Annotated in this window: 18 protein-coding genes; all 18 read right to left on the bottom strand. The window is 72.6% G+C overall.

All coding sequences use genetic code 11. The annotated features are described in order from the left end of the window. Window position 1: 1 nt before the first annotated feature. The gene (locus ACFSE6_RS15305; protein ID WP_388009010.1) at window positions 2-1387 is read right to left on the bottom strand and encodes an extracellular solute-binding protein; all 1386 of its coding nucleotides are present in this window, start codon (window positions 1385-1387) and stop codon (window positions 2-4) included. A 111-nt stretch (window positions 1388-1498) separates the two neighbouring features. Beyond that, complete coding sequence (locus tag ACFSE6_RS15300; RefSeq protein WP_388009007.1) at window positions 1499-2170, bottom strand: aspartate/glutamate racemase family protein; 672 nt, start codon at window positions 2168-2170, stop codon at window positions 1499-1501. Then, the gene (locus tag ACFSE6_RS15295) at window positions 2167-3039 is read right to left on the bottom strand and encodes a hypothetical protein (protein ID WP_388009004.1); all 873 of its coding nucleotides are present in this window, start codon (window positions 3037-3039) and stop codon (window positions 2167-2169) included. The genes ACFSE6_RS15300 and ACFSE6_RS15295 overlap by 4 nt, the downstream gene beginning before the upstream one ends. Next, on the bottom strand, window positions 3036-4526 hold the full coding sequence (locus tag ACFSE6_RS15290; protein ID WP_388009001.1) for an FGGY-family carbohydrate kinase: 1491 nt from the start codon (window positions 4524-4526) through the stop codon (window positions 3036-3038). The genes ACFSE6_RS15295 and ACFSE6_RS15290 overlap by 4 nt, the downstream gene beginning before the upstream one ends. Before the next feature lie 13 nt (window positions 4527-4539). Next, entirely contained in the window at window positions 4540-6000 is a 1461-nt protein-coding gene (gene betC, locus ACFSE6_RS15285) for a choline-sulfatase (protein ID WP_388008998.1), read from the bottom strand. Window positions 6001-6095: 95 nt separating this feature from the next. Further along, entirely contained in the window at window positions 6096-6785 is a 690-nt protein-coding gene (rpe, locus tag ACFSE6_RS15280; RefSeq protein ID WP_388008995.1) for a ribulose-phosphate 3-epimerase, read from the bottom strand. 27 nt (window positions 6786-6812) lie between these two features. After that, the gene (locus ACFSE6_RS15275) at window positions 6813-8324 is read right to left on the bottom strand and encodes an RsmB/NOP family class I SAM-dependent RNA methyltransferase (protein WP_388008992.1); all 1512 of its coding nucleotides are present in this window, start codon (window positions 8322-8324) and stop codon (window positions 6813-6815) included. Beyond that, window positions 8321-9259 carry a methionyl-tRNA formyltransferase gene (fmt, locus tag ACFSE6_RS15270; protein ID WP_388008989.1) on the bottom strand — a complete coding sequence of 313 codons (939 nt, stop codon included), beginning with the start codon at window positions 9257-9259 and terminating at the stop codon, window positions 8321-8323. Before fmt ends, ACFSE6_RS15275 begins: the two co-directional genes overlap by 4 nt. An 11-nt stretch (window positions 9260-9270) precedes the next feature. Next, window positions 9271-11835 carry an HNH endonuclease signature motif containing protein gene (locus ACFSE6_RS15265; protein ID WP_388008986.1) on the bottom strand — a complete coding sequence of 855 codons (2565 nt, stop codon included), beginning with the start codon at window positions 11833-11835 and terminating at the stop codon, window positions 9271-9273. Window positions 11836-12098: 263 nt separating this feature from the next. Beyond that, complete coding sequence (locus ACFSE6_RS15260) at window positions 12099-12725, bottom strand: HAD family hydrolase (protein WP_388008983.1); 627 nt, start codon at window positions 12723-12725, stop codon at window positions 12099-12101. A 118-nt stretch (window positions 12726-12843) separates the two neighbouring features. After that, window positions 12844-14886, bottom strand: a complete 2043-nt coding sequence (locus ACFSE6_RS15255; protein ID WP_388009145.1) for a primosomal protein N' — start codon at window positions 14884-14886, stop codon at window positions 12844-12846. A gap of 17 nt (window positions 14887-14903) precedes the next feature. Continuing rightward, window positions 14904-16142 (bottom strand): methionine adenosyltransferase, encoded by a 1239-nt coding sequence (metK, locus tag ACFSE6_RS15250; RefSeq protein WP_388008980.1) that lies wholly within the window; start codon window positions 16140-16142, stop codon window positions 14904-14906. Further along, window positions 16139-17374: a bifunctional phosphopantothenoylcysteine decarboxylase/phosphopantothenate--cysteine ligase CoaBC gene (gene coaBC, locus ACFSE6_RS15245; protein WP_388008977.1), complete on the bottom strand. Its 1236-nt coding sequence runs from the start codon at window positions 17372-17374 to the stop codon at window positions 16139-16141. The genes metK and coaBC overlap by 4 nt, the downstream gene beginning before the upstream one ends. A gap of 1 nt (window position 17375) precedes the next feature. Then, window positions 17376-17639, bottom strand: a complete 264-nt coding sequence (gene rpoZ / locus ACFSE6_RS15240; RefSeq protein ID WP_388008974.1) for a DNA-directed RNA polymerase subunit omega — start codon at window positions 17637-17639, stop codon at window positions 17376-17378. Window positions 17640-17714: 75 nt separating this feature from the next. After that, entirely contained in the window at window positions 17715-18317 is a 603-nt protein-coding gene (gmk, locus tag ACFSE6_RS15235; protein WP_388008971.1) for a guanylate kinase, read from the bottom strand. A 61-nt stretch (window positions 18318-18378) separates the two neighbouring features. Further along, window positions 18379-18690, bottom strand: a complete 312-nt coding sequence (gene mihF, locus ACFSE6_RS15230) for an integration host factor, actinobacterial type (RefSeq protein ID WP_388009142.1) — start codon at window positions 18688-18690, stop codon at window positions 18379-18381. 72 nt (window positions 18691-18762) lie between these two features. Next, the gene (pyrF, locus tag ACFSE6_RS15225) at window positions 18763-19617 is read right to left on the bottom strand and encodes an orotidine-5'-phosphate decarboxylase (protein ID WP_388008968.1); all 855 of its coding nucleotides are present in this window, start codon (window positions 19615-19617) and stop codon (window positions 18763-18765) included. Further along, window positions 19614-22943 (bottom strand): carbamoyl-phosphate synthase large subunit, encoded by a 3330-nt coding sequence (gene carB / locus ACFSE6_RS15220; protein WP_388008965.1) that lies wholly within the window; start codon window positions 22941-22943, stop codon window positions 19614-19616. The genes pyrF and carB overlap by 4 nt, the downstream gene beginning before the upstream one ends.

Here is a 22943-nt window from a genome sequence, read left to right as displayed (position 1 = left end):
GTCAGTCCTGCTCCTCGTCCCACTGGGCCCACGCCTCGTCGAGAGCGGCCTGGGCCTCCTCCTGGCCACGTTCGAGCGACTCCTGCGGGCTGGCCTGGCCGTTGAGCACGCGGTTGACGGCGTCCTGCCACGCGTTCTTGAAGTCGGCGTCGGCCGGGTTCGCCGGGAAGGAGAAGGTGTGGTCGTTGCCCTCGTACATCGCCTCGATGGCCGAGGCCCACGGCTCCGGGGCGTCGTGCGAGACGTACTCGTCGTAGATGCGCTCGTCCGCCTCGATGTTGCCGGTGAGCAGGCCGGTGAACAGCTCGCCCTCCTCCTCACGGATGCGGTGGCGCTCCTCGGCGGCGGCCATCCAGGCGTCCGTCTCGGTCATCTGGCGGATGAACCGGCACGCGATCGGAGCGGTGTCGGTGCCGGCCGGGATGGCCCATGCGGATCCGGAGGCGAACGCCAGCGGTTCGCCTTCCTGGTTGCGGAAGGTGTCGAAGGCCATCGGCGCGTCCGGGGAGACGTCGTTGAGGACGTTGACGTACCACTGCTCCATCGGCATCGCGCCGAGGACGTCGGTGGCGAACTGGTTGCCCTCGCCGAAGAAGTCCGCCGAGTCCCGGTAGGCCTTGACCGCGCTGAACCCGCCCTGCGCCTCGTAGATGCCGACGGCGAACTCGAGGGCCTCGACGACGGCCGGGTCGTCGAGGTTGGCGGTGCGGCCGTCGTCGGAGAGCAGGGACGCGCCGTTGGCCATCGCCCACAGCGGGATGAACTCCGGCAGCTTGCTGTCGAACCCGATGACCTGCAGGTCCCCGCCCTCGCGGACGGTCATCTGCTCGGTGGCGTTCTCGATCGCGCTCCAGTCCGAGCCGTTGACGTCGTCGATGGTCAGTCCCGCGCCCTGAAGCAGGTCGGCGTTCGCCATGGTGATCTGGACCTGGTTGAACTCCGGCACACCCCACAGCTGGTCCGCGAAGGTGATCTGATCGAGTGCGGGCTGCCGGAACACCGAGGTGTCGATGCCCTCCCCGGCGATGCACTCGTCGAGCGGGATGATCGCACCACGGGAGGCGAACGTCCCGATCTGGTCGCGGTTGGCGTAGATGAGGTCCGGGGCGTCGTCGGCGGCGACCGAGGACAGGAACTGCTGGATGTCGAGGTCGCCCTCGACCAGGGAGAAGTTGACGTCCGGCAAGGCCTCCTGCGCCCGGTTGTAGCGCACCTCGGCGACCTCGTCGTTGACGCCGAAGCCCATGATCTGGACGTCGCCGCTCAGCTCCGCCTCGGGGTCGAATTGGTTCTGTCCGCCGTCATCGTTCCCGCCAGCGTCGTCCCCACTTTCGGTCTGCCCGCGCGCACACGCCGACAGGGCCAGCGTGGCCGCGAGCCCGAACACGGCCGTGGACCGTACAACTTGCCTCATCGCTCATCTCCGCCTTCTGTGTGGCATCGTTGCCATGTGGCAACGTACCCACATCGTTCCCGGTCGTCAACACCGGCAACGTTCTCACCGCGGTCGGGGCTTGTCCTGTTGAACGACTGCGAGCAGGTCGGCGACGCCGCTGACGGGTGAGGTGAGGACCGGTACGGGCGGCTCGGCCCCCTCGAGCGCCGCCGCCATGGACGCCTGGGCCAGGACCACGACGTCGGCCGATCCGGCGACCCGCGCCACGGCATCACGCACGCGCCGGTCGTGGTCGTCGTGGTCGCCGGCGGACCGGGCGTCGGCGGCGCCGGCGACGACCTCGGGGGTGACGATGATGCCGCCGCCGGCGCGGTCGGCCTCGGCCTGTACCAGCCGGCCGGTCGGCCCCAGCGTCGAGCTGACCGTGGCCAGGACTGCGATGCGACCGCCGGCGGTGCGAGCGCGCGTGACGGCCTCGCGCGCCATGGCGGCGTCGACCCGCAGCACCGGCACACCGGCGGCCTCGGCGGCCGTGGTGACGGTCTCCCCGATCGAGGAGCACGTGACCAGAACGGCGTCGGCGCCGCAGGCGGCGAGGTGGGCCGCGTGGGAGGCGACGCGGCGGTGGAGGTCCTCGTCCACGCCGACGTCGATCGCCCGGCGGAGCAGGGACGGGTCGGCTGCGTGCACGGTCCGCACGGCGGCCGGTGCGACCAGCTGCTCGAACCGGCCGGCGAGATCCGCCACGGTGTGGATGAACCCGACGGTGGTCATGCCTGCCTCCACGGTCGTGCCTCGGCATCGACGACGGCGGCGAGCTCCTCCAGTCGGGGCCGGGAGACCTCCCGCAGCCGGGCGGGAACGTCGGCGGCGCCGACGATGTCGCTCCACAGGGCGCGCCCGGCGAGGAAGCCGCTGGCCCCGGCGCGGCACGCCGCGCCGACCGCGCGACAGAAGTCGGCTCGGTCGACGCCCTGCGAGAGGACGACCCACGGGCCGGTGATATCCCCGGCGAGTGCCTCGCACGCGCGTCGCAGCTCGGCTTCCGTACCGCGGCCGCCGAGCGGTACCTGCACCTTGTACAGGCTCTGTCCCAGCGGTGAGAGCTCGCGGGCGGCCTCGCGGATGGCGGCCTCCGTGTCGAAGTCGTTCTCCCCGGCGGCGGGCCTGACCACGGGTTCGAGGACGGAGAGCAGGCCGCGCTCCCGCGCTGCCGCGACGAACCGTCGGGCAAGATTCACCCGCGCCTCGCGGCGGTCGTCGCGGCGCCAGATGATCAGGAGCTTGAGCGCCGCGACCCCGGATAGGTCCTGGCCGAGGGCGGTCTCGTCGAGGCCGGTGTCCTCGACCGGTCCGCCCGGCTCCTGGACGAGGTCGTCGACGGCGAGGATCAGACCGGCCGAGGGCGGCAGGTCACCGCGGATCTCGTCGAAGCCGTAGTGCCGGTCGATGAGGAAGCCCGACGCCTGCGGGCCGAGGATCTCGGCGACGGCGCGCTTGAAGTCGATGAGCACCCGGTCCGGCGGACGTCCCGCGCCGGCCTGGTCGAACATGTGCCGCAGGCTCTCGCGCTGGTCCATGGCGACCATCGCGAGCCCACCGGACGGGCGGGCGAGTGCGTCGAGCGAGGGGGCGGGGGTCATCTCTCTCCTTCGGTGGCGGCACGGGTGAACGCGGTCAGCGCCGTGCGGTAGGGGTCGTTCGCCGGCGGGGGAAGATCGACGGCGGGCAGCACCGGGGCGTTGCCGAGAGCCGGGCCGGGCGGCCCGAGCAACCCGGCCCGGACGGCACCCAGGAGTCCGGCGCCGGTGGCGACCGGTTCGCGTGCCGTCACGCGGCGCAGCGGTGCCGCGGTGGCGAGCCGCTTGGTCTCGGCGACAGCCGGCTCCTCGAGCAGGCTGCCGAGCACAGTCACCGGGCCCGGTGCCGCCTCGCCGAGGCCGGCCTGCTCCTCGAGCATCCAGCGGGCCTGCAGAGCGATGCCGTCCAGGACGGAGCGGGCCACCAACGCCGGGTCGGCGCCGGCGGCGGAGCCGAGGACGCGCACGCGCGCCTGAGGGTCGGGTGCCGGCGTCTGGCGCCCCGCGAGATACGGCAGGACCATCGGACCGGCTGGGGCGCCGGTGCGGCGCACGTCGCCGGCCGCCGCGACGAGGGCGTCGGCGACCGTGGTGTCGGTGAGGTGGTCCGCCAGCCAGCCGAGCATCGCGCCGGCACTCGAGGTGCCGGCGAGCAGGGCGTCGTGGCGGCTGCTGACGGTACGGACCCAGCTCATGCCTGCCGCGGCCACGGGTGCAGGTGCCGGTGGCGCGGGCAGGACGGTCAGGACCGCCTCGGCGGTGCCGAGCGAATCGGCACGTTCCCCCGGACCGCGTGCGCCGGCCGCCCACGCGCCGACGGGGTGGTCGTGTCCGGCGACGGTGACCGGGGTGCCCGGCGCCAGGCGCCGCGTGAGTTCACCGAGCCCGAATCGGCGTAGGGCGGCGTGGCTGACGTGGGCTGCGACGTCGTCGGGTGCGGCGACGTGGGGAAGCTGGCCGGGTCGCAGTCCGGCCAGCTCGAGCAGCTCGGCGTCGAACGTCTCGGCCGGCGCCCCGCCCATGCGGTAGGCCATGGTGCGCCCGGCCAGCGTGTGGTCGGTGACGAGCACGCCGGTCAGGGCCAGGGCGACGAAGTCCGCAGCGCCGGCCCACCGGTCGAAAGCGAACCCGTGGTCCCGCAGCCACGCCCACGTGGCCAGCGGCGTCTTGCCGCTCGGTCGCACGCCGGTCGCGGCGAACAGGGCGTCGGCGCCGTAACTGTCTGCGAGCCTCGAGGCCTGTCCCGTCGCTCGTCGGGGGTCCCAGCGGAGTAGTCCGGTCGTCGGCTCGTCATGCTTGTCGAGGCAGACGCCGGTCTCGGCCATGGAGGCGATGCCGACGGTGTGCGGTCCGCCTGAGGTCTCGCCGAGGACGTCGTCGACGACCCGGGCCACCATCGCGAGCAGACCGGGCGCGTCGGACGGGGTCGGCGCGGCCGCCAGGGCGAGTTCGCGGACGCCGGTCGGGTCGACCGCGACCAGTGTCGCCTTGGTGTTGGTGGTTCCGACGTCGATTCCCAGGGCGAGGATGTCGGATGAGGTCGTCGTCACGGGCCCGCCTCCCCTAGGCCGTCGGAGCCGGGTACATCCGCGCACCGGCGGGGACGACGTCGGGCTGCCAGGAGTTTTCCCACGGCGTCGTGCCGGCGACGAGGAGACGTTCGTTCTGGCTGCGCAGCACGTCCTCGTAGAGCTGGTCGAGGTCCACACCGGTGAGGAGCAACCGGTCCAACCGGTCGACGACCCGGGCGTGATCGGGCTGGTGCGCGAGGTTGCGGGACTCGGCGGGGTCGGCGGCGAGATCGTGCAGGATCGGCGCGTGGCCGCGGACGCGTACATACTTGTGCTCGGCCTGCCGCACCATGAGCACCGGCTCGATCGTGCCTTCGCCGAGGTACTCCGCGAACACGGGGCGGTCGGGTTCCTCCCGGCCGTGGATCGCCGGCGCGAGTGAGCGGCCGTCCATGGCGGCGGTGTGCTCGGCCCGGCCGGGGACGTCGGTGAGATCGAGGAGAGTCGGGACCAGGTCCATGAGAGAGACGGGGGCGTGCCGGGTGGCGGCGGCCGGGATCCCGGGCCCGGCGACGACCAACGGCACCCGGACGGACGGATCACGGTAGCTGCGTTTGAACCACATGCCGTGCTCGCCGAGCATCTCCCCGTGGTCGCTGGTGACGACGATGACCGTGTCCTGACTCATCCCGAGCCGCTGGAGCTCGCCCAGGACGCGACCAACCGTGTCGTCGACGTAGGACACGGCGGCGTAGTACGCGCGCCGTGCGCGAAGCGTCTCATCGAGTGACAGTGGGAAGCGGTCCGCCTCGTGATGGGTCTGGATCCAGCGGTCGGCCGGATGCAGGTCCTCCAGGGGCGCCGCCGGGGAGCGCGGCGGATCGATCTCGTCCGCGGCGTACCTGTCCCAGTACGCCTCCGGCAGGACGAACGGGTCGTGCGGATGGGTGATCGAGACGCAGAGGAAGAACGGCGAGGCCTCACGGCTCGCCAGCCGGAGGCGCTCCAGCGCCCGGTGCGTGACCTCCTCGTCGTAGGAGAGCTGCCAGGTCCACGGCGCCGTCGGCGCGTAGCGCAGCCGGCGGACGCTGGTGCCGGGGTTGGCCACCGGACCGGCCGTCCAGTCCGGCGTCAGCCGGAAGTCCGTCGGTGAGGCGTCACGGGTCAGGCGCTCGGCGAAGCCGTGGTGTTGGTCCGGGCCGACGAAGTGCATCTTGCCCGCAACCGCCGTGCGGTACCCGGCACGGTTGAGGTGGTGCGCCACCGTGGGCACGCCGGCCGGGAGCTCGGACGCGTTGTCGTAGACCCGGTCCCGCCGTGGGAGTCGCCCGGTGAGCATCGCCGTGCGAGACGGCAGGCAGATCGGCGCGGCGCAATAGGCCGAGGTGAAGGTGGTGCCGCGCTCGACGAGCCGGTCCAGATGCGGCGTGCGCACCGTCGGGTGCCCGAGTGCGCCGATCGTGTCGGCGGCCCACTGGTCCGCGACGATCATGACGACGTTCGGCCCGGACATGTGCTCCCTCGCTCGTTGCCAGCTCGTAGTGACAACGTTTCCATATCGGGAGCGCTGTGGGAAGCGTCGTGCCGGTGTCGCGTTCGTCCGGCCGGTCAGTGCCGGTGCGTCGTCGGTGCGTCGTGCCGGTGGGCCTCGGTGGCCAGGCGGCGCAACTCCTCGACCTCGGCGCCAGCGTCCTCGGCCTTGTACACCGCTGAACCGGCGACGAACACGTTGGCACCGGCCTCGGCGGCGCGCCCGATCGTGTCCCGGGAGATGCCGCCGTCGACCTGGACCCACACGTCCAGCCCGGAACCGGCGATGGCGTGCCGGGTGCGTTCGATCTTCGGCAGCGTGCCGTCGATGAAGGACTGCCCGCCGAAGCCGGGTTCGACGGTCATCACGAGGATCATGTCGAACTCGCCGAGCAGGTCGAGGTACGGCTCCACCGGCGTGGCCGGGCGCAGCGCGAGTCCGGCGCGGGCGCCCTGCGCGCGCAGCTCGCGGGCCAGGCGCACCGGGGCGGCGGTGGCCTCGGCATGCACGGTCACCGAGGCGCAGCCGACCTCGGCGAACGCGGGAGCCCAGCGGTCGGGCTCGTCGATCATGAGGTGGGCGTCCACCGGCAGCGGCGAGGTGCGCAGGATGGACTCGACCACCGGCAGACCGAGGGTGAGGTTCGGGACGAAGTGGTTGTCCATGACGTCCACGTGCACGTAGTCGGCCGTGGAGATCTTCGCCAGTTCACCCGTGAGGTCGGAGAAGTCGGAGTTCAGGATGCTCGGCGAGATGAGGATGCTCACCGGGCCAATCTATCGAGGCATCGTGGATCAGGCCGTCCGGCGCAGCAGGGCGAGAAACATCGCGTCGGTGCCGTGGCGGTGCGGCCAGAGCTGGACGTACGGACCGGTCAGGTCGGGATCGGACACGGCGACGGTGCGGGTGACCTCGGAGGCGTCGAGCAGCTGAGCACCGCCCGATCTGCGCAGCGTGTCCTCCACCACGAGCCGAGTCTCGGCCACGTGCGGGGAGCACGTGACGTAGGCGACGACGCCGCCGACGCGGACCGCCTCGAGCGCAGAGGTCAGCAGGTCGCGCTGCAGGGACCCGAGCGTGGCCAGGTCGGCCGGACTGCGCCGCCACCGCGACTCGGGCCGGCGACGCAACGCACCGAGTCCGGTGCACGGTGCGTCGACGAGGACTCGGTCGAACTCGCCGGGCTGCTCCGCGCCGAGTGAGCGGCCGTCGCCGATGCGGACCTCCACGGTCCCCGCCGGGACGGCGGCGGTCGAGCCGCGGACGAGGCCGGCGCGATGCGGTGCGACCTCGTTGGCCAGGAGGCGGCAGTCCCGGCCGGCAGCGAGGGCGCCGAGGAGAGCTGCCTTGCCGCCCGGGCCCGCGCACAGGTCGAGCCACCGTTCGTCCCGCCCCTCCAGCTCGGCGGCCGCCAGGGCGAGGGCGACCAGTTGCGAGCCTTCGTCCTGGACGCCGGCAGCGCCGGCCTCGACCGCCGGGAGCCGGCCGGGGTCCCCGGCACCGGGTACGACGGCGCAGGGCGAGTAGGCGCCACGCGCCGGCCGCTGCCGGGTCTGCGCCTCGACCTGGTCGGCCAGATCGTCGGGCTCGATCAGTCCCGGGCGGGCGACCAGTGCGACACGTGGGGGACGATTGTCCGCGGCGAGCAGGGTGGCGAGCTCGCCGGTGATGTCACTCGATCGACCGGGAGCGGCCTCAAGTTCGCTCAGCAGGCTCTGCCGCATCGCTCGGGTGACCCACACGGGATGGGACTCGGCCACGGACAGGCGCGCGACGTCGTCCTCGGCCTCGGCGGCGAGCTGGTCCAGCCACGTCTGAAGCGGCGTCTCCGCGACCGTGCGCAGCACGGCGTTGACCATCCCGGTCGGTGCGGGGCCGACGACGTGTCGGGTCAGGGCCACTGTCTGGGAGACCGCGGCGTGGACCGGCACTCGCATGCCCAGGAGCTGGTGCGCGCCGAGGCGCAGCAGGTCGAGGACCTCGGGATCGAGGTCCTCGAGCGCGCGTCCGCGGGTGCAGTGCGCCAGGATCGCGTCGTAGCGGCCTTGTAGGCGTAGCGTGCCGTAGGTGAGTTCGGTCGCGAAGGCGGCGTCGCGGGCGGTGATGTCGCGCTCGCGCAGGAGACCGGGGAGGACCAGGTTGGCGTACGCATCCGACTCGGCGACCCGGCGGATCACCTCGAAGGCGGTCAGGCGTGACCGGTCCGGTCGGTGGGTCCGGTTCGACCGGTGGGCCCCGTTCGACCGGTGGGCCCGGTTCGGCCGGTGCTGGCGGCGAGGTCGCTCACCGCGGCCTTCGGGGCTCACGCCCTCTCCCCCAGGATCGTCTCCTCCGGCAGCCGGGCACCCCGGGCCCACGCGTCCGCGGGCATCCACGACTTGCCGGCGGGTGCGACCTGCCCCAGCTCGACGGCGGTCGATCCGGTCCCGACCAGCACCTGCCGGCGACCCGGGCGGACCTCGCCGGGACGCAGGTCCGTGACATCCTGGCGCGGGGAGACCGGAGCGACCTTGAGGCGAGACCCGTCGGGCAGCACCGTCCAGGCTCCGGGCGCGGGTGTGCAGCCCCGGATGACGCGGTCGACGGCCAGAGCCGGATCGCTCCAGCGGACCTGCGCCTCCGCGACGTCAAGTTTCGGTGCCGCGCTCACGCCGTCGTTCGGCTGTGGGCGGGCGTCTGCGGTGCCGGCCTCGAGCGCATCGAGCACGGTGACGAGCAGGCCGGCGCCCGATTGTGCGAGGCGGTCGAGCAGGTCGCCGGCCGTGTCCCGCGGCCGGATGTTCTCCGTCACGGTCCCGTAGACGGGGCCGGTGTCGAGACCTTCCTCGAGCCGGAAGACGCTGGCGCCGGTGACGTCGTCGCCGGCGATGAGCGCACGTTGGACAGGGGCGGCGCCGCGCCAGGCGGGCAGGAGAGAGAAGTGCACGTTGATCCAGCCGTGGCGCGGGACCTCGAGGAGCGCCGGCGGGACGAGGTTGCCGTAGGCGACGACGGGCGCGGCATCGACCTGAAGCGCGGCGATCTGCTCGGCGACCGAGTCGTCCTTGAGGCTGCGCGGCGCGAGGACGTCGACGCCGGCCTCTCGGGCGAGCTGGGCCACCGGGCTCGGGTGCAGGGTGCGTCCACGGCCCCGGCGCGCGTCCGGCCGGGTGAGCACGGCCGCGACCTCGTGATCGGAGTCGAGCAGGGCTCGCAGACTCGGCACGGCCGCGGCGGGAGTACCGGCGAAGAGCAGACGCATGAGATCCGAGTCTAGGAGTCACCGGCGCCTGTCCGAGGCGACGAGCTGCGCCCGGCTCTGTACCGGATCGCCTCAGAAGGGTGGGGGTTCGTTGTCGGTGGGATTGTCGCTTTTGTTTGTCGGCCTCGCCTGGGGCGCTCGGTGGCTCGGTCGCTGCCCGGACGGTCGGCCTGTCGTTCTTGGTCGGTATGTCGTGGCCGTTGGTCGGGGGGTGGGGGTGCGACGTCGATGAGGGTGGTGGTGCCGTCGATCTCGCGGCGGTAGGTGTGTCCGGTGGTGGTGGTCCAGATGAAGATTCCGGGTTCCGGTTGGGTCACGCGCATGGCGCCGATGGTTTTGATGAGGTGGTCGCGGCTGCAGCCGGGTCCGAGGTTCGCGTAGGCGGTGGTGCCGCCGGCGGACCAGGCGATGGTGTGGTCGATTTCGCAGTCGGTGGCGGGGACGGTGCAGCCGGGTCGGATGCAGGTGCGGTCGCGGGCGTTGACGAGATCGCGTAGTGCTTTGGGGGGCTGGTAGCGGCGGCGGCCGTGGTCGAGGACGGTGCCAGTGATCGGGTCGGTGACCAGTCGCTGGAGGGTTCCGTAGGCGGTCATGGCTTGGGCGGTGGGGTCGGTGATGGTGCCGTAGCCGTCCAGGTGGGCGGTCTCGGCCGCGGGCTGGTCGATCAGGTCCGCGATTGCCGCAGCTCCCCCACCGCTCTCGCCGACGCTCTTGCCGTTGCCGTTGCCGTTGCCGTTGCCGTTGCCGTTGCTCTGGCCGTCGCTGCTGCTGATGCCGTTGTCGCCGTTGGCGTTGTGTGGCAGGGCTACGGGGGTCAGGAGTCGGAGGGGGACGGTGACGCGCACTTGTGGGGTGGGTAGGCCGAGGCGTTCGTGTGGTTGGCGCAGGATCCGCATCAGCAGGGGGGAGATCTCGGCGAGGTCGAGCATGATCCCGGCCGGGACGTCCAGCTCGGGCACGCTGGCGTCACACTCGTCGTGCTCTCGGTTCTCGTCCGGCTGGTCCGGGCCGGTCAGGCCGGGCGGGCTATTGCCGGAACTGTCGGGCCTCGCGCCGGGCGTGTCGGTCCCGGTGGGCACACGTGTCCCCTGGCCAGTGCTCGAGGGTTTGCGTGAGGGGTGCTCGGCGCTGTCCCGCTCGCCCGGGCCGGTGAGTTCGCTGCCGCTGGACTCTGCAGCGGTGTCCGTAGCATCACGGCCGCTGGCGCGGCGACCGTCTGCGCGGAGGTTGTGGAGTGCCATAAGCAGGTCGGCACCGTCCGTGGCCCGGCCGTAGCGGCCCTGGCCGTCCTGGCCATCGCGGCTGGTGTCTCGGTCGTGCCGGTTGCTGTGGTCGTTCTGGACGTCGGTGTCGCTGTGGGCGTGGGGTTCGGGTGGGGGTCGGTGGTCTCCGGTGTGCCCGGTGTGGATGGCGGCGCGGGTCAGGGCGGTCAGGGCGTCGGCGCGTAGTTGGTCGCTGGAGCGTTCGTCGCCGCTGGCTTGGGCGGCGCGGGTGACCGCGTCCAGGGTCTGATCGACGAGGATCGTCTCTTCGCCGGGCAGCACGGCGGTCAGTGACGCCATCCCGTCGGGCAGTCGGCGGGGGCGTTGGACCCGGCGCCGTGCCCGGGCGCGTCGGTGACGGTCGGCGGCGTCGTGCGGGTCGACCGCGACCAGGGCGTGGTTGAGGTCTTCCTGGAGCTGGGGGCGGGTCCTATCGGCCGCGGCCGGTAGGACGTCGTCCTCGACGCGCCAGGCCACCGGTTCCGGGGTTTGGTCCAGGGTGGTGACCACGGTCTCGGCCTTGCGGTAGTCGATCTTCCCGGCCTCCAACGCCTCGCGGGTTTCGCGGAAGGGGCCGGCAAGGCCGCGGCCGACCCGGGCCAAGCGGGATGCTTCCGTCCGCGAGATCGCCAGTCGCATCGCGATCTCTTCCCCGGCGGCGTTGACTTTCCGGCCGGTGGTCGGGTGGTGGTAGACCGGGGCGGTCTCGGCCAGTCGGCCGGCGGCCTGAGCCGCGCGGGCCGCGATGTGTGCTTCCAGGCGTTTGTAGGCGGCCATGACCTCGACCAGCCCCGCCCGAGACAGCCCGTCCAGGTCGACCTGATCTAGGGCCGCGGCCAGACGTAACCCGGGAGCGATCCCGGCCAACTCGGCGATCCCCAGCCCCAGATCAGCGATCACCGCCTCCTCATTTAGGCGGCCGACCATCTCTGCATACCCCGTCACCGGCCCACCCGAGCCGGACCCGGAAACGCACGACGCGGCGGACGACGGAGCGGACGTGGAGCCGGCCTCGGAAGCGGAGTACGGGCCGGGAGCGGCCTCGAATGACGGACCGGACTGCGACTGGGAGGTGGAGGGCGGCCCGGAGCCGGGCCCGGCGGCGCGGGCCCGCTCCCCGACCGGCTCGGTGTGATCGGCGCGATCGTTGTGGTCGTGCTCGTCCTCGTCGCCCCGTTGGCCGTGCTGCTCGTGCTCAGCCCGCGCGGCCCGCTGTGTCTGCCGCTGCTCCTGTGCCTGGGCGAGACGCTCGGCGTGCTCGACCTCAAGCAACGCCCGCTCGATCGGAGCGGACTCGGCCTCCAACGCCCACATTACCCCCGGATCGTCCGCATCCGGATCCGCGCCCGGAGCCAACGCCGCAGGACCCCTCCGAGCCAGAGACTCCGCCGTCGCCAGCCGATCCAACCCCCGGCCCCGCGCGACCGCGGCACGCTCGGCCGCGCACGGGCCATACCCGTCCGGGCAACACGGCAGCGGCGGCAACCTCAACGACATGCTCGAACACTCGTGCGATCCACCGACACGGCCGCGCGGCTTACAGCAACCTGTGGACGAAGCACTCCGAGCCGGAGCCGTCACTGTGCTGCGGACAGCAGCCCCAGCCGGGCGAGGTCGTCGCGCAACGTCTCGGCATCGGTGAACTGCAGCGCGGTGAACTCGACAGCTTCCGCACCGGCGACGTTGACCGGCGAGTCGTCGACAAAGACGGCCCGCTCGGGATCGACGCCGTACCGGTCGACGACCACGCCGAAGATCCCCGGGTCCGGCTTGACCATCCCTTCGCGGCCGGAGACCACCACCGCCTCCAGCGTGTCGATCACCGGTGCCGCTCCGGACGCGTGGTGGAACGTCTCGGCCGACCAGTTCGTCAGGCCGAGCAGCCGCACACCGGACGCGGCGAGCTCCGCGACGATCTCGGCCGTCCCGGGAACGGGTCCGGCCAAGGTCGCCGCGAAGTTCTCGTAGTACCGGCGCAGGATGCGGCCGTGCTCGGGATCGGCGGCTGCGGCACGAGCCACCACGGCCTCGATCGGCTCGCCGGCATCGGCGGAGAGGTTCAGCGAGGGGAAGTCGGCTGCCTCGGCGAAGACGGTCCACTCCGCAGGCGTCATCTCGTCGGCCAGCGCGCGAGCCGGCTCCCACTGCACGAGCACGTTCCCGAGGTCCAGCACGACGGTGTCGTGCCCGGTGGAGTCGCTCACGGCCCAACCATAGGGTCTCCGGCCGCCACGGCCGCCACGGCCGCCACGGCCGCCACGGCCGCCACCGCCGGCGGCACCTCACCACCGGCGCCGGACCTGACCACGTGGTGTCCCGCCCTCACCACAGATCGTTCGGATCGACGCGGACGCGGACGGTCCCGGGCTCCTTGCGCGCGCTCCGCACGGCCGACGCGCGCACCAGAGCGCGAGTGAGCTCTCCGCCGACACGTCGGGGGGTGCGGACCAGCGCGCGGACGTTGTCACCCTGGTCCGCCAGGTCAACCGGACCGAGGACCTCCATCTCCGGGATCTGCCCGAGATGCCGCAGCAGGGACCGTACTGCCGGGCGCGGCCCCTGGAGCGCGGCCAGCCGCACCGCGGGCGGGAACGACAGCTCCGCCCGTTCGGCAAGCTCGCGCGCCGCGAACCCTGCCGGATCCCACCGCACGAGAGCTTGAGCCGGCACCGGCGCCGGTCGTCCGAGCAGCATCACGGTGCCGCCCTCGGCGCGGGCCCGGACCAACGCGGCCGCGCCCAGCCACCGCCGCAGCGCCTCGGCCGACGCCCACAACTCCGGGCGGGCCGTGGTCACCGACGCATCCAGCAGGAGCGCCGCCGCGTAGCCCCCGGCAGCGACCGGCTCCGCCCCGGGCGTGGCGACCACGAGCCGTGGGGTCTCATCGACCGTCTCGACGACCCCGTGTGACGCGGACGCCCCGGAGACCACTACCGGAACCGAGGGGAACGCGCGGCCGAGTTCCTCGGCGGTCCGGTCCGATCCCACGCGGACCCACCGCAGCGAGGTGCCGCCACACTCGGGGCACGCGAAGTCCACGGCATGGCGCCCGCACCAGCCGCACGCGGGCGGCGCTCCCTGCCGGTCGAGGCGCAACGGCCCGTGACAGGTCACGCAGCGGGCTGGCTCGCGGCACCGCGCACACGCGACCGCCGGGAGGTACCCCCCGCGCGCCACCTGGACCAGCACCGGCCCGTGCTCGAGTGCACGGCGGGCCGTCTCCCAGGCGGGCCGCGGAATGCGGGCCGCGGCCGCCGGGCCCTCACGTGCCAGGTCGACCTCCGACGGTGCGACCACCCGGGGGGTCGCTTCGCGCACCACCGCACGCTCCGCCTGCACCGACCGGGCCCAGCCCTGCTCGAGGAGCAGCTGCGCCTCGACGCTGCGCGCGTAGCCCCCGATCAGCAGGGCAGCCCGCTCGAGATCTGCCCGCATCGCCAGCACCTGGCGGATGTGCGGATACGGTGCATGCGGTTCCTCGAGACGGTCGTCGCCGTCGTCGAGCACGACGGCGAGCCCGAGCTCGGTCACCGGGGCGAACGCCGCCGCGCGGGTCCCGACCACCACCCGGGCCTGCCCGAGCAGCACGCGCAGAAAGCTGCGGTACCGGCGGGCTGGGCCGTCGTCGGCCACCAACCGGGCGACGGGCTCGTCGGGCAGCTCTTCCCGGATTGCGGCGACGACGTCGTCGACCTGCCGCGTCGTGGGGACGACGACGAGGACACCTCGCCCCGACGCCCGGGTCGCCCGGGCCGCCGCCGCGACCGCGGGCCCCATGGGTCCCGGCAGCGCGGACCACACCGCACGTGGGCTCTCGCCCGTTGCCAGGTGTCCGAGGAAGGCCGGTCCCCCGACGTACCGGGCCCACGCGTCCGCACGCGGCGGGCCCGGTGACGGCACTGCCGCCGCGCCCTCGTCGCCGGGGTCCTTCTCCAGCACGGACTTCTCGGTGCTCGCATGCCGGGGAGGCACGGCCAGGCGCACCACGTCCATCAACGTGCCCGCGTAACGCTCCGCCACGGCCCGGCACAGGCGCAGGACGGTGGGGGTGAGCACGGGCACCGGGGACGAAGCCCGTCGGATCGGCGTCAACGTGCCGGCATGGTCGGTCTCGCTGCCGCGTTCGAGGACGAACGCCGGCCGTTCCTGGCCAGCGAACCGGACGTGCACCCGGGCCCCCGGAACGGCGTTGTCAGCGTGCTCGGGCGGGACGAGGTAGTCGAACGGGCGGTCCAGGTGGGGCAGCGGCGTGTCCACCATGACCCGGGCCACCGGATTCGTCACGCCGCGGCCGTCGACCGTGCGCGACTCGGGTGGCAGGTCGAGGAGTGCCCCCTGCTCGGGCGTGCCGTCGTCGTCGGACATGGCGGCCACGGGCCCGTTCACCCCACGGCGGCGCGGAGCTCGTCGACCCGGTCGGTGCGCTCCCAGGTGAACTCGGGCAGCTCACGGCCGAAATGTCCGTAGGCCGAGGTGTGCCGGTAGATCGGCCGGATGAGATCGAGATCGCGGACGACAGCGGCCGGCCGCAGGTCGAAGACCTCCCGCACCGCCGCGACGATCCGCTCGTTCGGTACGGTCTCGGTGCCGAACGTCTCGACGAACAGACCGACCGGGTGCGCGCGGCCGATGGCGTAGGCCACCTGCACCTCGCACCGGGAGGCGAGACCGGCGGCGACGACGTTCTTCGCCACCCACCGCATGGCGTAGGAACCGGAGCGGTCCACCTTGGAGGGGTCCTTCCCGGAGAAGGCGCCGCCACCGTGCCGCGCCATGCCGCCGTAGGTGTCGACGATGACCTTCCGGCCGGTCAGCCCGGCGTCCCCCATCGGGCCGCCGACGACGAACTTCCCGGTCGGGTTGACCAGCAGCCTCATCTCTTCGGTCCGCAGATCGATCTCGGCGGCATCCAGGACCGGCGCGACGACCTCCTGACGGATGGCGCTGGCCAGCATGTCCGGGCGGACCCACTCATCGTGCTGGGTGGAGACGACCACCGTGTCCAGGCTGACCGCGCGCTCGCCGTCGTAGCCGATGGTCACCTGCGTCTTGCCGTCCGGGCGCAGGCCCGCCACGAGCCCTCCCTTGCGCACTTGCGCGAGCCGCTCGGCCATCCGGTGCGCGAGGAAGATCGGCAACGGCATGAGCTCGGCCGTGTCGTCGCACGCGTAGCCGAACATCAGCCCCTGGTCCCCCGCGCCCTGGGCGTCGAGCGGGTCGTGGTACTCGGCACCGGTGCGCTTCTCCTCCGAGGTGTCCACGCCGCCGGCGATGTCCGGGGACTGCTGCCCGATCGAGACCTCGACCCCGCACGAGCGCCCGTCGAAGCCGATCTCCGAGGACGTGTAGCCGATGCGGCGCACCTCGTCCCGCACGATCTGCGGGATCTCGACGTAGGCCTCCGTGGTGACCTCGCCGGCGACGTGCACCAGTCCGGTGGTGACCATCGCCTCGACGGCCACGCGTGCGGCCGGGTCCTGGGCGAGGATCGCGTCGAGGATCGAGTCCGAGATGCGGTCGCAGATCTTGTCCGGGTGGCCCTCGGTGACCGACTCGGAGGTGAACTGCCGCAGCGGTGGGCGGTCGTCTGACGAGCGCGGAGGGGTCGGCGTCGAGGTCACCGCTCGATCGTAGACGCCGGAGGCAGGCGCCGTGCCACCTGAGTCCACAGCGCGTCCGCCACCTCGGCCTTGGTCCCTGCCGCCTGCGCGACCGCCTCGCCGGCGCCGTCCAGCACCGTGACCGCGTTGGGCACGTCGCCGAAGCCGCGTGAGTCGCCGACCTCGTTGACGGCGAGCAGGTCCGCGCCCTTGCGCCGCGCCTTGGCGCGGCCGTGGGTGAGCGCGTCGCCGTCGCCGTCGCCGGTCTCGGCGGCGAAGCCGACCACCACCTGGCCGGGCCGGGGCCGGTCGGTGGCGAGTTCGGCGAGGATGTCCGGGTTCGTGGTCAGGCGGATCGGTTCCGGCTCGGCCGGCCCGGTATCGGTGTGCCGCTTCTTGATCTTCGCGCCCGCGGCCTCGACGGGTCGGAAGTCCGCGACGGCCGCAGCCATGACGACGGCGTCCGCGTCCCGGGCGGCACCGCGCACCGCGTCGCGGAGCTCGAGCGCAGTCTCGACCGGGACCACGGTGATCTGCGGATGCACCGGGAGGACGCCGTCGGAGACGTTGGCCGCGACGAGGCTGACCTGCGCTCCGCGCGCCGCAGCCGCCTCGGCGAGGGCAACCCCCTGCCGTCCCGAGGACCGGTTGCCGAGGAACCGGACGGGGTCGAGGGGCTCGCGCGTCCCACCGGCGGAGACCACGACGTGGCGCCCTGCGAGATCCTGCTCAGCGACGAGCGCCAGGGCGGCTGAGGCGATCGCTTCCGGTTCGGGCAACCGTCCCCGACCCGAGTCGGCGCCGGTGAGCCGGCCGTCGTCGGGGTCCAGCACGACCACGCCGCGCCCACGCAGTGTCGCGACGTTCGCCACCGTCGCCGGGTGCAGCCACATCTCGGTGTGCATCGCCGGTGCCAGCAGCACCGGGCACCGGGCGGTCAGCAGAGTCGCCGTCAGCAGGTCGTCCGCCAGGCCGGCGGCGGCCTCGGCGAGCAGGTTGGCGGTCGCCGGCGCGACGATGACCAGGTCCGCGCCGCGGCCGAGCGCGACGTGGTCGACGTCCTGCGCGCCGGAGAAGACGTCGGTGCGCACGGGCTGTCCGGACAACGCCTCCCACGTGGCCCGCCCGACGAACTCGAGCGCGGCCTCGGTCGGGATCACCCGGACGTCGTGGCCGGCCTCCTTGAGGAGCCGGAGCAGGTGCGCGGCCTTATAGGCCGCGATGCCTCCGGTGACCCCGAGGAGGACCCGCACCTCAGTCCTCGATGCTGGTGACGGTCAGCATGCCCTCGTTGATCTCCCGCATGGCGATCGAGAGCGCCTTGTCCTCCTGTGCGGCCGGCACCAGCGGGCCGACGAACTCGAGGAGGCCCTCCTGGAGCTGCGCGTTGTAGGTGTTGATCTGCCGGGCGCGCTTCGCCGAGTAGATGACGAGCGCGTACTTGGAGTCGACCCGCTCGAGCAGATCGTCGATGGGCGGGTCGGTGATGCCCTCAGGGGCGGCGACGGTTCCGTACAAGGTGACCTTCTCCGGGCTCGGGTGTCGGTGCCGGCGCCGCCTCACGAACGGTCGCCCTGGCACACATGCGGTCGCTCAGTCTACCGCCTCGGTGACACCCATGAGGGCGAGGACCTCGTCCGTGGCGCGTGCCACGTCGTCGTTGACGACGACGTGGTCGAACTCGTCCACGGCGGCCAGCTCCCGGCGGGCGGTGGCGAGGCGCCGTTCGCGTTCCTCGGGGCCCTCCGTGCCGCGGTGGGTCAGGCGGCGGACCAGCTCCTCCCAGCTCGGCGGCGCGAGGAAGACGAACTGGGCATCGGGCATGGCCTCGCGCACCTGGCGCGCGCCCTGCAGATCCAGCTCGAGGAACACCGGGCGGCCGGCCGCCAGTTCGCGTTCGACGGGTTCACGCAACGTGCCGTACCGGTGGCGCCCGTGCACCACTGCCCATTCGAGCATGCGGCCGGTCTCTGCCAGTTCGGTGAACCGTTCGGCGGTGAGGAAGTAGTAGTGCACGCCGTCCACCTCGCCGGCCCGCGGCGGCCGCGTGGTGGCACTGACCGAGATCCACACGTCGGGTGCCCGACGGCGCATCTCGGCCATGATCGTGCCCTTGCCGACGGCGGTCGGCCCGGACAGCACCGTGAGACGGGCGTGGCGGCGGTCCGGGAAGGGGTCGTCGGCCACACGGCTCATCCCGTCATCTTGCCAGGTCTGGACGGCGGGACATGCCCGCCGTCCGGGTGACGAACGCCGCTCAGCCGAACCGCTCGATCAGCGCCGCCGTCTGGTGCGGTCCGAGTCCCCGGACTCGGCGAGCCTCGGAGATGCCGATGTCCGCCATGACGGAGCGGGCGGTGGCCTTGCCGACGCCGGGCAACGACTCGAGCAGGGAGACGACCTTGAGCTTGCTCAGGGCCTCGTCCTTCTCGGCGGCCTTGAGGACCTCCGAGAGAGACGTCTGGGAGTACTTCAGCTTGTTCTTGACTTCCGCGCGGGTCGCACGGGCTGCGGCGGCCTTCGCCAAGGCGTCGGCTCGCTGCTGGGGCGTCAACGGCGGGAGGGGCACCTCAGTCACCTCGTCAGCTAGCGGGTATGTGGGCAGGACGCTAGCGGTCCGACGGAGTCAGGGCAACGCCTCTCACGAGGTCAGCACCGCGCTGACCTCGGATCGGAGTGCCTCGGCGGCGGCGTCGAGCCCTTCCGGACCGGCCGCGAGCACACCCCGTGAACTGCTAGCGACCACACGCTCACGAGCGGTGCTGAAGACCTCGGTCAGCTCGGCGGCACCGGCGCCCTGGGCGCCGATTCCCGGCGCCAGCAGCGGCCCGTCGACGGCGGCCAGGTCCACTCCCGCCGCACCGGCGGTCGGACCGATCGTGGCGCCGACGACGAGGCCCACCGGGCCGAGCCGAGCCCACTCGCCGGCTGCACGCGCCGCGGCGTTCTCATCGGCGGCACCGGCGGCCATCCGGGCGGCTACGGAGACACCGTCGTGCCGGGCCCGCTGGACGGCGGCCGCCTCCGGGTTGGAGGTCAGCGCGAGGATGAACGCGCCGCGCCCGGTGCGGCGCGCTAGATCGAGTGCGGGCCGGAGGGACTCGAACCCGAGGTAGGGGCTGAGGGTCACGGCATCGGCCCGCAGCGGGGAGGCGTCGTCGAGGTACGCCTCGGCGTAGCCGCCCATGGTCGAGCCGATGTCGCCGCGTTTGACGTCGAGGATCGTGAGCACGCCGGCCTCACGGGCCGCGGCGAGGACGTCCTCGAGCGCGGCGACGCCGGCGGAGCCGTGCCGTTCGAAGAACGCCGACTGCGGCTTGACCGCGGCCACCTTCCCGGCGAGGCGCTCGACCACGGCCAGCCCGAACGTTCGCAATCCGTCGCCGTCGTCGCTCAACCCCCACGCGGCGAGCAGTTCCGGGTGCGGGTCGATCCCCACGCACACCGGGCCGTTCTCGGCGCGGGCCGCGGCGAGTCGGTCCCCGAAACCGGTCACCGCGCGGCCCCCGCTCGGCGGGCGACGCGGGCGGCGTCGTGATCCTGGAGACTGCGGACCTCGAACTGCCCGTCCCGTAGCGCCTGCACAGCCTGGACGGCGGCACCGAACTCCTGGACGGTCGTGACGATCGGCCGGTCCGCGGCGGTGGTCGCGGCCCGGATCTCGTATCCGTCCGCCCGGGCGCCCTGCCCGTTCGGGGTGTTGATCACCATGTCCACGTTGCCGTCGCGGATGAGGTCGATGATCGTCGGCTCGCCGTCCGGCCCGCGGCCGTCACTCGCCTTGCGCACCACCGTCGCGCGCACGCCGTAGCGGCGCAGCACGCCCGCGGTGCCCGCGGTGGCGAGGATCTCGAACCCGAGCTCGACGAGTCGGGTGACCGGGAAGATGATCGAGCGCTTGTCCCGGTCGGCGACCGAGACGAACACCCGGCCGGTGGTGGGCAGCCCGCCGTACGCCGCGGCCTGGGACTTGGCGAACGCCGTCGGGAAGTCGGCGTCGAAGCCCATGACCTCACCCGTGGAGCGCATCTCCGGGCCGAGCAGCGTGTCCACCACGGAACCGTCCGGCGTGGCGAACCGCTTGAACGGGAGCACCGCCTCCTTGACCGCCAGCGGGTCCTCGAGGTCGACGACGGCGCCGTCGGTCGCGGGCAGCACGCCCGCCCCGCGAAGGTCTGCGATGGACTCCCCCGCCATGACCCGGGCGGCGGCACGGGCCAGCGGCACGCCGGTGGCCTTGGCGACGAACGGCACGGTGCGTGAGGCACGGGGGTTCGCCTCGATGACGTAGAGCACGTCCGAGGCGAGCGCGAACTGGACGTTGAGCAGGCCCCGCACGCCGACCCCGGCGGCGATCGCCTCGGTCGAGCGCCGGATGCGGTCGATCTCCGCGGCGGAGAGCGTCACCGGGGGCAGCACGCAGGCGGAATCGCCGGAGTGGATGCCCGCCTCCTCGATGTGCTCCATGACCCCGCCGAGGAACAGCTCGGTACCGTCGTAGAGCGCGTCGACGTCGATCTCGATCGCGTCATCCAGGAACCGGTCGATGAGCAGCGGCGCCGCCCGGTGCACGGCGTCCCCCGCGGAACCGGCGGCGGCTGCGGTGCGCTCGAGGTAGTCGCGCAGGCCGGGCTCGTCGTAGACGATCTCCATGCCGCGACCGCCGAGGACGTAGCTCGGTCGCACGAGCACGGGATAGCCGATCTCGCCGGCCACGCGCAGCGTCTCCTCGGGAGAGGTGCCGGTGCCGTAGGCGGGGGCCGGGAGGCCGGCCCGGCGCAGCACGGTGCCGAACTCGCCACGGTCCTCGGCCAGGTCGATCGACTCCGGCGAGGTCCCGAGGATCGGCACACCGGCGTCGGCGAGCCGCTGGGCGAGCGAGAGCGGCGTCTGCCCGCCGAGCTGGACGATCATGCCGGCCACCGGGCCCGCCGCGAGCTCGGCGTGGTAGACCTCGAGGACGTCCTCGAAGGTCAGCGGTTCGAAGTACAGCCGGTCGGAGATGTCGTAGTCCGTCGAGACGGTCTCCGGGTTGCAGTTGACCATGACGGTCTCGTACCGACCCGCCAGCGCGAGCGTGGCGTGCACGCAGGAGTAGTCGAACTCGATGCCCTGGCCGATCCTGTTCGGTCCCGAGCCCAGGATGATGACCGCGGGCTTCTCCCGTGGCACGACCTCCGTCTCGGTGTCGTAGGAGGAGTAGTGGTACGGGGTACGGGCGGCGAACTCTGCGGCGCAGGTGTCGACGGTCTTGTAGACCGGGCGCAGGCCGTAGGCGTGCCGGACCTCGCGCACGGCCTCCTCCCCCAGTCCGCGCAGCCGCCCGATCTGTGTGTCGGAGAAGCCGTGCTTCTTCGCCAGCCGCAGCACCGGCTCGCTCAGCGCCGGGGCCTGGGCGACCTCGGCGGCGACCTCCTCGATCAGCGCGAGCTGGTCGAGGAACCAGGGGTCGATGCCGGTGGCCTCGTACAGTTCCTCGATGCTCGCCCCGCCGCGCAGCGCCTGCTGGACGTCCACCAGCCGTGTCTCGCCGGGCGTGCGCACGCGCCGGACGAGCTCGCGGACGGCCTCGCCCTCGGGGGGCGGGGCGTCCCAGTGGAAGGCGGCGCCACGCTTGTCGATCGAGCGCATGGCCTTCTGCAGCGCCTCGGTGAAGTTGCGTCCGAGGGCCATCGACTCCCCGACCGACTTCATCGTGGTGGTCAGCGTCGGGTCGGCCGCGGGGAACTTCTCGAACGCGAACCGCGGCACCTTGACGACGACGTAGTCGAGCGTCGGCTCGAAGCTCGCCGGCGTGGAGCCCGTGATGTCGTTCGGGATCTCGTCGAGGGTGTAGCCGATCGCCAGCCGCGCGGCGATCTTGGCGATCGGGAAGCCGGTCGCCTTCGACGCCAGCGCCGAGGACCGGGAGACGCGCGGGTTCATCTCGATGACGACGACGCGGCCGGTACGCGGGTCGACCGCGAACTGGACGTTGCAGCCGCCGGTGTCGACCCCGACCTCGCGGATCACGGCGATGCCGACGTCGCGCAGCTTCTGGTACTCCCGGTCGGTGAGGGTCAGCGCAGGGGCGACGGTGATCGAGTCGCCGGTGTGCACACCTACCGGGTCGACGTTCTCGATCGAGCACACGACGACGACGTTGTCGTGTTTGTCCCGCATGAGCTCGAGCTCGAACTCCTTCCAGCCGAGGATGGATTCCTCGAGGAGCACCTCGGTCACCGGCGAGTAGTGCAGGCCGGCGCCGGCGATGCGGTCGAGATCCTCGGGGGTGTAGGCCATGCCGGATCCGAGCCCGCCCATGGTGAACGACGGCCGTACCACGAGCGGGTAGCCGAGCTCGGCCGCCACCGCGTGGCACTCCTCGAGGGAGTGGACGATCGCCGACCGCGCGGATTCGGCGCCGCAGCGTTCGACGACGCCCTTGAAGGCCTCCCGGTCCTCGGCGAGATTGATGGCCTCGATGGAGGCTCCGATGAGCTCGACGCCGTACTCGGCGAGCACGCCGTTCTGCTCCAGCGAGATCGCCGTGTTCAGCGCGGTCTGCCCGCCCAGGGTCGGCAGCAGCGCGTCCGGCCGTTCCTTCGCGATGATCGCGGCCACCGATTCTGGGGTGATGGGCTCGACGTAGGTGGCGTCGGCCATCTCGGGGTCCGTCATGATGGTCGCGGGGTTGGAGTTGACGAGGATGACGCGCAAGCCCTCCTCGCGGAGTACTCGGACCGCCTGGGTGCCGGAGTAGTCGAACTCGGCCGCCTGCCCGATGACGATCGGACCGGAGCCGATCACCATGACGCTGGAGATGTCTTCTCGTCTCGGCAT

The sequence above is a fragment of the Georgenia deserti genome, from assembly GCF_042680605.1.
In the GTDB taxonomy this organism is placed as follows: domain Bacteria; phylum Actinomycetota; class Actinomycetes; order Actinomycetales; family Actinomycetaceae; genus Allobogoriella; species Allobogoriella deserti.
The sequence above is the reverse complement of the archived record's forward strand: the minus strand, read 5'-3'. Positions and strand labels throughout refer to the sequence as shown.

What these genes read in the sequence shown, in the direction of transcription:
- ACFSE6_RS15300 (WP_388009007.1), bottom strand. Translation starts at nt 2,170, where the DNA reads ATGACCACCGTCGGGTTCATCCACACCGTGGCGGATCTCGCCGGCCGG.
- ACFSE6_RS15295 (WP_388009004.1), bottom strand. Translation starts at nt 3,039, where the DNA reads ATGACCCCCGCCCCCTCGCTCGACGCACTCGCCCGCCCGTCCGGTGGG.
- betC (WP_388008998.1), bottom strand. Translation starts at nt 6,000, where the DNA reads ATGTCCGGGCCGAACGTCGTCATGATCGTCGCGGACCAGTGGGCCGCC.
- fmt (WP_388008989.1), bottom strand. Translation starts at nt 9,259, where the DNA reads ATGCGTCTGCTCTTCGCCGGTACTCCCGCCGCGGCCGTGCCGAGTCTG.
- ACFSE6_RS15265 (WP_388008986.1), bottom strand. Translation starts at nt 11,835, where the DNA reads ATGTGGGCGTTGGAGGCCGAGTCCGCTCCGATCGAGCGGGCGTTGCTT.
- ACFSE6_RS15255 (WP_388009145.1), bottom strand. Translation starts at nt 14,886, where the DNA reads ATGTCCGACGACGACGGCACGCCCGAGCAGGGGGCACTCCTCGACCTG.
- gmk (WP_388008971.1), bottom strand. Translation starts at nt 18,317, where the DNA reads ATGAGCCGTGTGGCCGACGACCCCTTCCCGGACCGCCGCCACGCCCGT.
- carB (WP_388008965.1), bottom strand. Translation starts at nt 22,943, where the DNA reads ATGCCGAGACGAGAAGACATCTCCAGCGTCATGGTGATCGGCTCCGGT.